Source organism: Bernardetia sp. MNP-M8, from assembly GCF_037126285.1.
Lineage (GTDB): Bacteria > Bacteroidota > Bacteroidia > Cytophagales > Bernardetiaceae > Bernardetia.
Window position 1 is genome coordinate 4,931,706 of sequence record NZ_CP147012.1, and the last position, 13,527, is coordinate 4,945,232.

A 13,527-nucleotide genomic window follows, 5' to 3' on the forward strand; every position below is an offset into this window, starting at 1 on the left:
CTGTTTCAAAAGTTTTACAATGTTTTTTGTGTGTTCAACTCCCCAGAGTTGAACGAAACGCTTCCTCAGAAGCGTGATTCAAGCAAATAAATCACGCTTCTGAGGAAGCGAAACATTCAGTTCTGAGGAAATGAATGCACAACAACATGCAATAAAGCTTTTGAAACAGTGTATTTAAGAACTTAATTTACAACTTCATTTTTTGAGTTCAAAATAAAATTTGATTTTATATCATAAATGTGAGCTTCTAAAATTAAAATACAAAAACAGCTCTAGCAAAATTTATCTTTTCACTAGAGCTGTTTTGATTTTTATCCTATAAAAATAAATTACTATTTTATTCTCCACTTCCGTTTGGTAAAACAGTTCCAAACAAGACTAAAGCTTCTGAAGAATTTGAAGCATTTGAGATAACAGTAATTACTTTTCTCTGTTGCCCTGCTTTATGAGCAGAGTTAAAACGAACAATTATTTTTCCTTCTTCATTGGGTGCAATAGGCTCTTTTGTCCATTCTGGAGCAGTACATCCACAAGTGGTTCGAATATCTTGCAGCATTAATGGATAATTTCCCGTATTTTTGAATGAAAAGACATATTCAACTATTTTACCTTCTTCAACTTCACCAAAATCATGTTCCCGATTTGCAAAAGTGAGTTGTGCTTGACGGTCGTCAGCTTTTTTGATAAAAGTAGTTGTTTCTTTCTTTGTTTCTGTATCTGTTTGTGCTTGAATAGATTGAACAGACAAAAAAGTAAAAATTCCTAAAAGCCATGCAAAAAATATTTTTTTCATAATTAGTTGAGTGTAATTTTATTCTTAATTAAAAGATTTATATTTAAAACCTTATATTCTTAAACTTTGTTTCTAATTTTAAAATTAATAAGAATAAGTCAATTATTTTGCCATAAAAATAAATTTAACATTTATAGTTATAGCTAATATACGCTTCTTATTTTATCTATCATTTTAACTATTCTATTAAAAGCTATGAAACCTATTTCTAAATTGATTTCTCGTTACTTACTTTTTTCTATCTCTTTACTTACTACTTCTTTTTTATTTACATCTTGCGAGCTAAATGACGAACGAGTAGGAGGCTTTCCACCAGAAGGACAAATTTGGGTAGAAGTTGAAAATCAAGACTATACCTTTTCAGATCCTAGTGGAACAATTCCTTCTCTTTTAAATACATATTCTGAGGTAGCAGGGTCTCTTTCTATTTATCGCTCTACTACTTCTAATTCAACTGTTATTAGTAATTTTCGTGTCCTTCTTACTCGTTTTGATTTTGATAATACTACTCCTAGAAAACTAGACAAAGAAAATGTACGTCTTGAGTTTTCTCAAGGTAATATAACCTACATAGGTGCTGCTGATAAAGGGGATGTTCAATTTGAAATTTTGAGTATAGAAAATGATGTAATGAAGGCTAATTTTAGTGGAACACTAGAACATAGAGAAAACCCAAATCAACAAATAAGAATAAGAAATGGAGCTTTACATATAAAAGTCAGGAGAGAATAAGCAGTCAAAACTCAAAAAAGACCTTAAAACAATCCTATTTTTTAGTTAAAAAACTAATAAAAAAACTGTACTTTACTAAAAATCAATACTTTATATCTTTAAAAAAGAAATAGTGTATTGATTTTTTTGTTTAGAATCAAATAATATTTTGTAGATTTGTGCTTTCTGAAAATAAGCTGAAATATTAATCAAAAATTAATCTTTTCATTTATGTTAGAAAAAATTAGTAAGGTCTAGAACACCTACTTCCACACTCACTAACATTATATTTTTTACTAAAATCCAATTATATGGACTTTAAACGTAATTCGCTATCCTTTCTTTGTGCTTCACTAATTTTTACTTGTGCTGCTTTTACAGTTTCTCCTTCAGAAATTACTAAGCCTAACTCTAAATCAACAAATAAAAATAATAAAACGAAAAAGGCAAAAAAACGTTCTCATAGTCTTATTGTTGCCTCTACCTCTTCAAATTCCAATTCTCATAACTCAGTCTCTTCTTTCAATTGTTTTCAAACTCCTTTAGATTTATTACCCACTTTTCATTTGGTAAATAAAGACACTATTCTTGCAGAAAGTACGACTGTAGAAACCATTTCTAATGATTTAGAAACTCAGCAAGATGAGCAAGAAGATCAAAACGACATTTTTGCTTTACTTGACGAAGAAGCAAATCAAAAAACAAACGAAAACAATCTTGAGTTAGATGTAGAAGAGGCTAACTTTTTTGACTTTTCTAGTCCTAACAATATTGCTGTTAGCCCACAGTTGTTAGAAAAAGTAGTTATTAGAGATAATTTTGTAACTTCATTAGTTGATATTGCTGTGGCACAAGAAGGTGTTCCGTATGTACATGGAGGAAAATCACCCAAAGGTTTTGATTGTTCAGGATTTGTATCTTATGTGTATAGTCAATTCAAAATCAATCTTCCAGCTTCTTCTAGCTCGTATGACCATGTAGGTAAAAAAATAAAATTAGAAGATGCTCAAGTAGGTGATATAGTTTGTTTTACAGGAAGAAATTCTCGTTCTGGACGTACAGGACATGTTGGAATTATTGTTGAAAAGAATCCAAATGAACCTATAAAATTCATTCATGCAGCATCAGGAAGCAGAAGACAAATTACATATAGTACAATGGAAAGTAGTTATTACAAACCTCGTTTTCGTTCTGTGCGTAGAATTTCTGCTCCAGTTTTGGAAGAGATTTTAGAAAATGAAACTATTGAAAGTGCTGAATAAGAAATTTTGATTTATTTGTTAGAGTATTTTTGTAGGTTACAAGTAATTCAATAAATGTTATCACGGTTAATTATTCATGTGTGTTCAGCTTCGCTGAACTACGTCGTTATCAGAACTGAACAAAAACGCTTCCTCAGAAGGGTGATTAAAGCACAAAGTAACGCTAATACACAAAAACACCTTATATAAAAATAACCGTGATAATGTTTAATGTAAATGCTTTTTCATTAATAACTAATCACTAAAAATTAATCACTATTTATGACTATTAATCAAATTCAAGACGAAATTATAGAAGAATTTGCACTTTTTGACAATAAAAACGACCAATACGGTTATATTATAGAATTAGGAAAAAAATTAGACAAATTACCTGAAAGTGAATATAAAGACGAAAATTTAATTAAAGGGTGTCAGTCAAAAGTATGGCTTACTGCCGAAAAGTCAGAAGAACAATCAGAACTACAAATAAAATACATTGCTGATAGCGATTCGACACTTGTCAAAGGTTTGGTAAGCCTTTTGATGCGTGTATTATCAAAACAACCAGCAAAGGAAATCGTTTCATCAGACCTTTATTTTATTGACAAAATTGGATTAGGTCAGCTTTTATCTATGAACCGTTCGAACGGACTAGCTTCTATGGTAAAACAAATGAAAATTTATGCGCTCGCTTTCCAAGCAGTTTAAATAAAAATTACGAATTATGAATTATGAAATGGATATTTAATTATAACAGAATCCATTTATAAGAAATAATTTTCCATAGATTTAATAAAAAATGCAAAATACAGAAAATACTACACCAACCGTATCAACAAGAGATAGAGTTATCAATGCTATTCAAAGCATCTATGACCCAGAAATACCTGTGGATATTTATGAGTTAGGTTTGATTTATGAAATTAATACTGTTGAGCTTGTTCCAAATAATGCAAGTGTTCATATTTTAATGACACTGACTTCGCCAAATTGTCCATCAGCAGAACAAATTCCTGCTGAAGTAGAAGAAAAAGTAAAAGCCGTAGTAGGAGTAAAAGAAGTAAATGTAGAACTTACTTTTGACCCTCCTTATGAAGCTGAGATGATGTCAGAAGCAGCTCGTTTGCAGCTTGGTTTTATGTAAGTGAGTTGTGTGTGTCGCTTCGTTAAAACACAAAAAAAGACAAACGTCTTGGCAACCACTTTAAATTTCAATTTCACAATTTTCAATTAATATATTATGTATCCAGAACATTTGACTACGCCTATGAAAGGCGAGCTCGTAAATATAGGTTTTAAAGATTTAACAACTCCAGAAGCAGTAACAACAACACTTTCAGAAGACGGAACTACACTTATGGTTATCAATTCTGTTTGTGGTTGTGCAGCAGGTGCAGCTCGCCCTGGTGTTCGTATGGCTTTAGAGAAAACTAATAAAAAACCAACTCAGTTGGCAACTGTTTTTGCAGGTGTTGATAAAGAAGCTGTTGATAAAGTACGTGAGCTTGCTCTTCCTTATCCTCCATCTTCTCCTTCAATTGCACTTTTCAAAAATGGTGAAGTAATCCATTTTGTAGAGCGCCATCACATTGAAGGACGTTCGGCAGAAGCAATTTCTGAGCATTTGAAAGCTGTTTTTGAAGAACTTTGCTAAGTCAGTTACCAGTTAATTACTGAATACAATTTCATGACTCATCCTGAAATAGTGTTACAGTTTTTTAGATAAATTATATATAAGGAGGCTGTCCGAAAAGGTCAGTCTCTTTTTTATGCAGCTATTTTGAGTATTTCTTTTTCTTGGTTGATTTTTTTGATGCTGCAAACAATTTTTTCCTTTGAGGAGTTTTTTGATGATAAAAAATGCCACAAAAAGACGATTTTTTAGAATTGACATTATTTTTTAGCTTATTGGTAGTTTTTGCCACCATTTTTCTAAAATTATGCCCAAGAGCCATCAGTAGAAACTCCATTTCTACTTTTTCTAATCCCTTAAAAGTAAATCGATTAAATTTATGGTTGTATTTGAGTTGCCCAAAAACAGCCTCTACTTCTATAGGACGTTTGCTGCGCTGTTCTAGTCCTTTTTCACTCATTAATAAATTTCTAGCTTTTTCTTTCAGTTGGTTTAAACGATGATTCACTTGTATTATTCTATTGCCTTCAGCTTTATGACATAAATTACGAAGAGGACAATTTTGACACCTTTTTACTTGATAATAAAACACTTGTAATTCATATCCATTCCTTGAAGTACGTTTTCCACTCCTTATTTTCTCCATTCTTTGTCCCATCGGACATACATAAAAATCTAATTCTTTGTTGTAAAATAAATTCTGAACTAGGATAAACGCACGAAACTTTTTATACTGTTTTCAGTGTGTTTAAACGCACTTTAATTATCAGAGCAGATTCAATCTGCAAAGCTAAAAACTAGCTTGATTTGCTTTAAACGAGTACAATTTTTTTTCGTGCGTTTACCCTAATTAATTATTAATCAATAAATAAGTAAGCAAATCATTTATAGGTTAGCAAAATCTGTCTCACACCTCAAAGAAGTTTTGAAAGTTTAAATTTTCAGTTTTTAAATCTTTTTTAGATAGGATTTATTTTGACCATTTATTTTTTTATTCAAAACAAGTAGAATTAATGAATGGTTATACTTTCTTAGAGCAGGCAACTTGATTTACTATATTTTGGAGGATTAAACTACAAATTGCTTAAGAAGGCTAAAAAAATAAATTTGCATTTTTAGCTATCTATAAAAATAGGAATAAAACCCTGTTTATTAATTTTACTTTTTTACTTAAAAAGTGTATATTATGAAGTTATATTGATTTTTAAAATCCTAAAGAAATACTAAGATGGAAATATTTTGTGTAGTAATGGCAATAATAATTGCCCTTTTAGAAGTAGCTATGTTTTATGTAGCTTATAAGTTTTTAGATAAGAAATTTTTATGTGTTATTAGTTCAACTGTTTTGATAGGTTTTGGCATTGCACTTTTTACAAAAAGTATTCTAATGCTCAGTTATACTATTGGAACTTACTTTTTTATAAGTTTTTTAGTAACTCTTTATGGTTGGCGTTCTCTCAAAGGCGAAACAAAATTGATGACAGTGGTCTTACATATTATTATGATAATTTCTTCTTTGACTTGTCTTTATTTTGAATTGTATACAGCCACAGTTTCACTTTACTTTTTGAATATTCTGATTTCTATATTTTTATTTAGAAAAGATATTTTTAGGTAAAAATTTAATTACTTAAATCAAACCATTCTTAATTTTGTTGGTATTCTTAACTACCAACAAATTTATTTATTATCAAAATCAAAAAAACAACAATGGCATTTTTAAGAGTAGAGCATATTGGTATTGCTATCAAAAGTCTAGAAAAATCAAATGAGCTTTTTGAAAAACTATTTGGAAAAGAACATTATAAAGTAGAAAAAGTAGAACGAGAAGGTGTAAGTACATCATTTTTTCAGTTGGGAGAAACTAAAATCGAACTTTTAGAAGCTACTACACAAGAAAGTGCCATCTCAAAATTTATAGAAAAAAAAGGAGAAGGAATTCATCATATTGCTTATGAAGTAGATGATATTTATGCTGAAATGAAACGTTTAGAAAGTGAAGGATTTACACTCTTGAGTCAAGAACCAAAAACAGGTGCAGACAACAAACTAATTTGTTTTTTACATCCAAAATCTACAAATGGTGTTTTGGTAGAACTTTGTCAAGAACGAAAAAGTTAGAATAAAATTAATATTTTTGTAGGCTATCTATAAAAACAGGGTTTTAACCCTGTTTATTAATGCGTGAATTTTTCTAAACGAAGTCAAAATTTTGTCATTACAAAACAAATTTGTAACTTTAATTAGAAGTTTCTGTAAAAGAAAATCTAAAACAATCTATCCTAAAATAAAATAGTATTCTCTTGCTCATGATAAACTCTGAGATAAACTCTGATTCTGTTCTTTCTCCTAACGAACGGGTGATTGCTGCCATTTTAGCTGTTATCATTCATATTTTTTTGGCAATTATTCTGTTTGTAAAACCTGTTTGGGAGCGTCCTATTCCTGCTCCTGAGCCTGCTGGTATTACGATGGTTAGTTTTGGAAATGTAGCGACACCTACCGAAACACCTGCACCTTCTCAAACTGAATTTACGCCTTCTATTACAGAAACAGAAAATTCTGAAAACGAAACAGAACAAGTAGAACAAACCCAAGAAGTACAAGATATTACACCTCAAAATGAAACTCAAACGCCAGATATTCAGACTACTAAAAATGACAATACAGTAAGCGTTCCTGAAACGAAAAAGGATAAAAAAGAGGAAAAAAAGGAAAAGAAGGAAGAGAAAAAAGAAGAAAAGAAAACAGAGCCAAAAGAAGTAAAAAAGGAAGAAAAACAAGAAGTAAAGGAGGAAAAGAAAGAAGAAACACCAACTCCAGTAAAAGAAGAAAAGAAAAATGATGTTACCAATAACTCAAACGAAGATGGAGATTCGAAAACTAAAGACAAACAAGGCAATTCGGACGACCCAGAAGACAAAGGAAAAATAGGTGTAAAAGATGGGGCAGAGATTAGTGTTGTAGGTTGGAGATGGATACAAAAACCTCAACCCAACGATGCGCTAAACGAACAAGGAAAAATAGTATTTGATATTACTATTGACCAAAATGGAAATGTTATAAAAGTAGGATTAGTAGAAAAAAGCCCAACTATTGGAATTGCTACTTATACAGCCTATAAAAATGCAGTTTTAAACACAAAATTTGAACGTACACTTTCAAAACCTGCCACAGAATCAACGATAGGAAGACTGACATTCAATATTAGAGTCGGAAATTAATCTTTTTTTCTAGGACTTTCGAAAAAGCAAAATAGTAAAGAATATTTTTTTTTAATTAAACAGGTTTTAATCCTGTTTATGCTTTCTAATAAGCACAAGACAAAATCTTGTGCTTATTTTTTTATCAAAAAAAATAATTTTAGATTTATTTTTATAGGGGATTTTGTAAAATTTTAATTATGTTTACATTACTAACCTAAAAAACACACGCATTTTTCTGTAATTATTGATTTTTATAGAAAAGTGGATAAAAAAACACACCATTAATTAATTTTGTGATTTTTCTAAAAAAAAATAAAACATGACTTCTATTCTCAAAAAAGTTAGTCTATCGCTTCTGCTTTCCCTACTGCCTTTATTTGCTTTTGCTCAAACAACTGAATCTACTTCTACTCTTAATAGTGGAGATACAGCTTGGGTTCTGATTGCAACAGCTCTTGTTATGCTCATGACTCCTGCTGGCTTGGCACTTTTTTATGGAGGACTTTCACATAGCAAAAATACACTCAATACCGTCGGAATGAGTTATGTTTCCTTTTGTGTCGCTTCTGTAGCTTGGGTAATTGTAGGTTATTCACTTGCATTTAGTGATGGAAACGGACTTATTGGTTATTTGGATAATCTATTTTTAGAAAACATTGGTATCAACGAATTAGCTGCTAATACTTCTATTCCTAAATTACTCTTTGTCGTTTTTCAAGGAACTTTTGCTGCTATTGCTGTCGCTATTGTGAGTGGCTCAGTTGTCGAAAGAGTAAAATTTTCTTTTTGGCTTGTGTTTTCTTTTATGTGGATTTTGCTTGTTTATAGTCCGATTACACATTGGGTTTGGGGAGGAGGTTTTTTGAGTAATAGTGGCGAATTAGATTTTGCAGGTGGAACAGTTATTCATATTAATGCAGGAGTGGCAGGACTTGTATTAGCTCTCTTGTTAGGAAAACGAAAAGATTTTGGTAAAACAACAGAAATGCCTATTTCTCTAACGCTTACTGTTGTTGGTTCGGCTCTTTTGTGGTTTGGTTGGTTTGGGTTCAATGCAGGAAGTGCTTTAGGTGCAAACGGAACGGCTGCAAATGCGCTCTTGGTTACAAATGTAGCTGCAAGTATTGGAGGACTTTCTTGGATAGCCATCGAATGGATTAATAAGAAAAAACCTAGTTTGTTGGGAGTGGCTTCAGGTGCTGTTTCTGGTTTGGTAGGTATTACGCCTGCTTGTGGATATGTAAGTGTGAGTGGTGCGTTGGCAATTGGTCTTTTTTCTGGTCTGATAGGTTATTATGGCGTTATCAAACTCAAAAAAGTATTAGATTATGATGATACATTAGATGCTTTTGGAATACATGGGTTAGTTGGTATTTGGGGTTCTCTAGCTGCTGGTATTTTTGCAAATCCTGCTATTAATCCTGATGCTATTGGTGCTTTATATGGAAATATAGAGCAAATAGGCGTACAGTTATTGGCTATCCTAACAGTAATTGCCTATTCATCTATTGCTACAACAGTTGTTTATTTTGTGAGTGCATTTGTTACAAAAGGCGCACGAGTAGATGAAATTATGGAAAAAACAGGACTAGATGAAGCCTATCACGGAGAAAAAGGATTTAATATTCAGTAATTGTTTTTTGTCGTTGGTGGGGACACCAACAACGGCATGGTAATTTTTGAAATAATTACGAATTAATCTAACAAACATACAACAAGTTCCTATTCAATTGTTATGATTGAATAGGATTTTTTTTATTGGAAAGGAATTGTTTTTTTTATAGTTTTATTCTAAATTAAAATCTGTTTGCTTACATATAGAGGTTTATAAAACAAATACATGAACAAAATTACAAAACCAAGTAGAATCCTCAGTCCTGCCTATCGCAAAATTAATGTGACTAGAAATGAAATAAATAATTTCAAAAGTGCATTGAATATCTGTTTGGAGCATATCAAAATAAGCGAAGAGAAAAATGAGAGTGAAGAGAACATAAAAAAATATGTAGGCGATTTTTTGCACCAAGCATTTTATCAAGAGTATTTAATCAATACAAAAGACAAAATTGATTTGGCTATTTATGCTGGAAAAGATGCTACTAGCAATATTAGTGTTTTGATAGAAGCCAAACGACCAAGCAATAAAAGTGAGTTCTTGAAAACAGATAATCTCAATAGAAAAGCATTACAAGAACTATTGCTCTATTATTTGAGAGAACGAGTAACATTAGAAAATAATCAAATCAAATATTTGATTGCTACGAATGGCAATGAATGGTATTTTTTTAAAGGAGAAGATTTTTACAATACATTTTATAAAAATAAAAAACTGCTCAAAGAATATAACGAGTTTGTAAACAAGCAAAAGGATTCTTCCAAAAATGAGTTATTCTACAATGAAATTGCTAAAAAATATATTGAAGAAGTAAAAGACGAATTGCCATTTCTATATATCGATATCAAAAAAGATTTTCAAGAATTTTTGCCTATCGAAAATACAGATGATGATAAGTTAGTTTCTCTGTACAAAGTATTTTCTCCGATTCATCTTTTGGCACAATCGTATGGAAATGATAGCAATCAGCTCAACAAGCAGTTTTATTACGAACTTTTGCACATCATCGGACTAGAAGAAGTAAAAGAGAAAGGCAAAAAAGTAATTCAGCGAAAAGAAAAAGGAACACGAAATGACGGCTCACTCTTAGAAACGACTATTTTTATTTTAGAAGATAGAGATTACTTGAGAAAAGTAGATAATCTCAAAACGTATGCACAGAATAAAGAAGAACAATTATTCAATGTCGCTTTAGAGCTTTGTCTGACGTGGATAAACCGAATTTTGTTCCTCAAATTATTAGAATCTCAATTGGTAGTTTATAATCAGGATTCGAAATATAAATTTCTGAATACTGATTTCATTACTGGTTATGATGATTTGGAAGAACTGTTTTTTTCTGCTTTAGCAAAGAAAATAGAAGACCGAAACGAGCGCATAAAAGAAAAATACAATCATATTCCCTACTTAAATAGTTCGCTTTTTGAACCCAATCAATTAGAAGATACAGCTCTACGAATTTCGAACCTGAAAGAAATTGATTTAGAATTGTATGATAAAACGGTTCTGAAAGATAATCTAAAACGCCTTACTGGTGGTTTGCCTACTTTAGGATACATTTTTCGCTTTTTGGAAGCCTATGATTTTAGTGGAGAAAAAGGCGAAAAAGTAGATGAGAGCAATCAAGCCAAAACGCTTATTTCGGCTTCTGTATTGGGACTTATTTTTGAAAAAATAAATGGCTACAAAGACGGCTCGTTTTATACGCCTGCCTATATTACGATGTATATGGCTAAAGAAGCCTTGCGTAGGGCTGTCGTGCAAAAATTCAATACGTATTATACGTGGAAATGTAGCGATTTTGAGCAGCTAAAAGAAGATTTGAAGGATTATATACGAAATGGCGATAGAGAAACTATCCGAAAAGAAGCCAATCAAATCATTAATTCACTCAAAATATGTGACCCTGCTGTGGGTTCTGGACACTTTTTGGTAAGTGCTTTGAACGAACTTATCGCCATAAAAAGCGAGCTTAGTATTTTGATAGATAAAGACGGAAAACGTTTGAATGCTTATATTCAGATTGATAACGACGAACTGATTATTGAAGACGAAAACGAAGAAATATTTACCTACAAACCCAAAAATAAAACAAGCCAACGCCTACAAGAAACGCTTTTTCATGAAAAACAAAGTCTTATTGAAAGCTGTCTTTTTGGTGTAGATATAAATCCAAATTCTGTCAAGATATGTAGGTTGCGTTTGTGGATAGAACTATTGAAAAATGCGTATTATACTCAAGAAAATCAACTTCAAACGCTGCCAAATATTGATATTAATATCAAAACTGGAAACTCTCTGATTAGTCGTTTTGAGCTAGATGAAGATTTGAAAAATGCCTTCAAAAGCAAAGATAATCCGTATAGTTTGAACGATTACAAAAATGCTGTTCAAGAATACAAAAATACCAATAACAAAGAGCGAAAAAGAGAAATTATCAAAATTATTGATACAATAAAATCAGCTTTTACAGGAACGCTAGACGGAAAATTTAAGAAAAAAATAGCATCTGCAAGAGGAAAACTAGAACAAAAACAAACCGAAGTACAAAACCTAGAAGCATTTGGACAAAAAATAAGCAAAACTCTAAGTGCAGAACTCAAAAAACTAAAACTAGCTCTCAACAAAGCACAAGAAGAAAAAGAAGGGTTACTAAACAATGTAATTTATCAAAATGCCTTTGAATGGCGTTTTGAGTTTCCAGAAGTCTTGAATCAAAAGGGGGAATTTGTAGGTTTTGATGTGGTGATTGGGAATCCTCCTTATGGTGTTAAAATAGTTGATAGAGAATTTATGAAAAAGGAGTATCCTAGAACAAGTTATGGACAGCTAGACACGTATAAATACTTTACAGATTTGGGTTTGAGAATTTTAAATATTGATGGAAATATCGGTTTTATTACTTCTGATAGCTATTTAGAAAAGGAATATTTCAAAGATTTGAGAAAGTTAATGGTTTCAAAATCCGTAGAAATTACTAATATTAAGCTAGGTAACGATATTTTTGATGAGGTTAATCTACCTACTGCTATATTCAATTTGAAAAAAGGAAATTCTCAAAATAAATCCTTTTGGTTTGGAGATATTTCCTCAATCAATAGAAAAAATGTATCTATTTGTTTAAATCAATTGACTTTCTCAAGAGAACAACCTGATTATGATGAGCAATTTACTATCAAAAACTCTATTTTATCAGGTAAAAAAACTATTGCATTAATTGATATATATGACCAAGTTATGGGTGTTAAAGTTTATCAAATAGGTAAGGGTAAGCCTAAGCAAACAAGTTTTGAAAAAGATAATGATATATTTATATCTAAAAAAAACAAAAACAATGAGTATGTAAAGTTTATCAGCCAAGGCATAAATAGGTATTATTATGAGGAAAAATCAGAATACATTAGATATGGCGAATGGTTAGCTGAACCAAGGCAACCTAAGTATTTTTTTTCTGAAAAAGTAGTAGTTAGGGAGATAATAAATCCAAGAGTATTTGCTACCTACTTCAAAGAGAATTGCATAATAAAAAATGTAGCTGCTGTAATTATTAAGAGGTCAGATAATTATCAATTGGATTACCTTCTAGGCATTTTAAACTCAAAACTCATAACATATTATATTTTTGAGCAAACACCTAAATCAAATAATAAATCTTACCCTAGTTTTAACTCTAAATTGTTAAAATCTTTACCTATTGCTGATGTGAATATAGATTCTCAAAAGAAGATAGGGAAAATCGCAATGAAAATTCTATCCTCAAAAAAACAAAATCCTGATACAGACACAAGTGCTTTAGAAAATGAAATTGATATTTTGGTTTATAAACTCTATGATTTGAGTTATGAAGAGGTTTTGCTAATTGATTCAGATTTTGGCTTGAGTGAAGAGGAGTATAATAGAAAGTAGTTTTTACCTCAACGACGGCTTTAATCTCGTTGACGGTTGAATATAAACCGTCGTTGAGACTCAAATGCAGCCGTCAACGAGGATTTTGTTTTGCTTATTGATTCTGATTTTGGCTTGAGTGAAGAGGAGTATAAGTGAAGAGGAGTATAATAGAAAGTAGTTTTTACCTCAACGACGGCTTTAGTCTCGTTGACGGTTGAATGTAAACCGTCGTTGAGACTCAAATGCAGCCGTCAACGAGGATTTTGTTTTGCTTATTGATTCTGATTTTGGCTTGAGTGAAGAGGAGTATAATAAAGTATAGTGGTTTTTACCTCAACGACGGCTTTAGTCTCGTTGACGGTTGAATATAAACCGTCGTTGAGACTCAAATGCAGCCGTCAACGAGGGTTTTGTTTTGCTTATTGATTCTGATTTTG

At 31.3% G+C, this 13,527-nt stretch carries 12 protein-coding genes; 10 read left to right on the top strand and 2 right to left on the bottom strand.

Going from position 1 to position 13,527, the window contains the following annotated elements:
* Positions 1–337: 337 nt before the first annotated feature.
* Positions 338–793, bottom strand: coding sequence for a DUF1573 domain-containing protein (locus tag V9L04_RS19920; protein ID WP_338791691.1), 456 nt, complete (start codon positions 791–793; stop codon positions 338–340).
* Positions 794–988: 195 nt separating this feature from the next.
* On the opposite strand from V9L04_RS19920, the gene V9L04_RS19925 reads away from it, so the two are divergent.
* From V9L04_RS19925 to V9L04_RS19945, 5 genes are all read left to right on the top strand, one after another.
* Positions 989–1,525 carry a hypothetical protein gene (locus V9L04_RS19925; RefSeq protein WP_338791692.1) on the top strand — a complete coding sequence of 179 codons (537 nt, stop codon included), beginning with the start codon at positions 989–991 and terminating at the stop codon, positions 1,523–1,525.
* A 290-nt stretch (positions 1,526–1,815) separates the two neighbouring features.
* Positions 1,816–2,766 carry a C40 family peptidase gene (locus V9L04_RS19930; RefSeq protein ID WP_338791693.1) on the top strand — a complete coding sequence of 317 codons (951 nt, stop codon included), beginning with the start codon at positions 1,816–1,818 and terminating at the stop codon, positions 2,764–2,766.
* A gap of 261 nt (positions 2,767–3,027) precedes the next feature.
* A complete protein-coding gene (locus V9L04_RS19935) occupies positions 3,028–3,456 on the top strand; it encodes a SufE family protein (RefSeq protein ID WP_338791694.1) in 429 nt (142 codons plus the stop codon).
* 91 nt (positions 3,457–3,547) lie between these two features.
* A complete protein-coding gene (locus V9L04_RS19940; protein WP_338791695.1) occupies positions 3,548–3,892 on the top strand; it encodes an iron-sulfur cluster assembly protein in 345 nt (114 codons plus the stop codon).
* 96 nt (positions 3,893–3,988) lie between these two features.
* Complete coding sequence (locus V9L04_RS19945) at positions 3,989–4,402, top strand: BrxA/BrxB family bacilliredoxin (RefSeq protein ID WP_338791696.1); 414 nt, start codon at positions 3,989–3,991, stop codon at positions 4,400–4,402.
* 121 nt (positions 4,403–4,523) lie between these two features.
* Here V9L04_RS19945 and V9L04_RS19950 read toward each other — a convergent pair whose 3' ends face one another.
* The gene (locus V9L04_RS19950; protein WP_338791697.1) at positions 4,524–5,027 is read right to left on the bottom strand and encodes a transposase; all 504 of its coding nucleotides are present in this window, start codon (positions 5,025–5,027) and stop codon (positions 4,524–4,526) included.
* Between the two features lie 603 nt (positions 5,028–5,630).
* Here V9L04_RS19950 and V9L04_RS19955 point away from each other — a divergent pair.
* The 5 genes from V9L04_RS19955 to V9L04_RS19975 all read left to right on the top strand — a co-directional run bounded on the left by V9L04_RS19955 (position 5,631) and on the right by V9L04_RS19975 (position 13,108).
* On the top strand, positions 5,631–5,999 hold the full coding sequence (locus V9L04_RS19955; protein WP_338791698.1) for a hypothetical protein: 369 nt from the start codon (positions 5,631–5,633) through the stop codon (positions 5,997–5,999).
* 92 nt (positions 6,000–6,091) lie between these two features.
* Positions 6,092–6,502, top strand: coding sequence for a methylmalonyl-CoA epimerase (gene mce, locus V9L04_RS19960; RefSeq protein WP_338791699.1), 411 nt, complete (start codon positions 6,092–6,094; stop codon positions 6,500–6,502).
* Positions 6,503–6,690: 188 nt separating this feature from the next.
* Positions 6,691–7,605 (top strand): hypothetical protein, encoded by a 915-nt coding sequence (locus tag V9L04_RS19965; protein ID WP_338791700.1) that lies wholly within the window; start codon positions 6,691–6,693, stop codon positions 7,603–7,605.
* Positions 7,606–7,906: 301 nt separating this feature from the next.
* Positions 7,907–9,220 (top strand): ammonium transporter, encoded by a 1,314-nt coding sequence (locus tag V9L04_RS19970; RefSeq protein ID WP_338791701.1) that lies wholly within the window; start codon positions 7,907–7,909, stop codon positions 9,218–9,220.
* A 207-nt stretch (positions 9,221–9,427) separates the two neighbouring features.
* On the top strand, positions 9,428–13,108 hold the full coding sequence (locus tag V9L04_RS19975; protein WP_338791702.1) for a TaqI-like C-terminal specificity domain-containing protein: 3,681 nt from the start codon (positions 9,428–9,430) through the stop codon (positions 13,106–13,108).
* Positions 13,109–13,527 lie beyond the last annotated feature (419 nt).

What these genes read in the sequence shown, in the direction of transcription:
- V9L04_RS19970 (WP_338791701.1), top strand. Translation starts at nt 7,907, where the DNA reads ATGACTTCTATTCTCAAAAAAGTTAGTCTATCGCTTCTGCTTTCCCTA.
- V9L04_RS19945 (WP_338791696.1), top strand. Translation starts at nt 3,989, where the DNA reads ATGTATCCAGAACATTTGACTACGCCTATGAAAGGCGAGCTCGTAAAT.
- V9L04_RS19925 (WP_338791692.1), top strand. Translation starts at nt 989, where the DNA reads ATGAAACCTATTTCTAAATTGATTTCTCGTTACTTACTTTTTTCTATC.
- mce (WP_338791699.1), top strand. Translation starts at nt 6,092, where the DNA reads ATGGCATTTTTAAGAGTAGAGCATATTGGTATTGCTATCAAAAGTCTA.
- V9L04_RS19940 (WP_338791695.1), top strand. Translation starts at nt 3,548, where the DNA reads ATGCAAAATACAGAAAATACTACACCAACCGTATCAACAAGAGATAGA.
- V9L04_RS19930 (WP_338791693.1), top strand. Translation starts at nt 1,816, where the DNA reads ATGGACTTTAAACGTAATTCGCTATCCTTTCTTTGTGCTTCACTAATT.
- V9L04_RS19935 (WP_338791694.1), top strand. Translation starts at nt 3,028, where the DNA reads ATGACTATTAATCAAATTCAAGACGAAATTATAGAAGAATTTGCACTT.
- V9L04_RS19920 (WP_338791691.1), bottom strand. Translation starts at nt 793, where the DNA reads ATGAAAAAAATATTTTTTGCATGGCTTTTAGGAATTTTTACTTTTTTG.
- V9L04_RS19975 (WP_338791702.1), top strand. Translation starts at nt 9,428, where the DNA reads ATGAACAAAATTACAAAACCAAGTAGAATCCTCAGTCCTGCCTATCGC.
- V9L04_RS19955 (WP_338791698.1), top strand. Translation starts at nt 5,631, where the DNA reads ATGGCAATAATAATTGCCCTTTTAGAAGTAGCTATGTTTTATGTAGCT.
- V9L04_RS19950 (WP_338791697.1), bottom strand. Translation starts at nt 5,027, where the DNA reads ATGGAGAAAATAAGGAGTGGAAAACGTACTTCAAGGAATGGATATGAA.
- V9L04_RS19965 (WP_338791700.1), top strand. Translation starts at nt 6,691, where the DNA reads ATGATAAACTCTGAGATAAACTCTGATTCTGTTCTTTCTCCTAACGAA.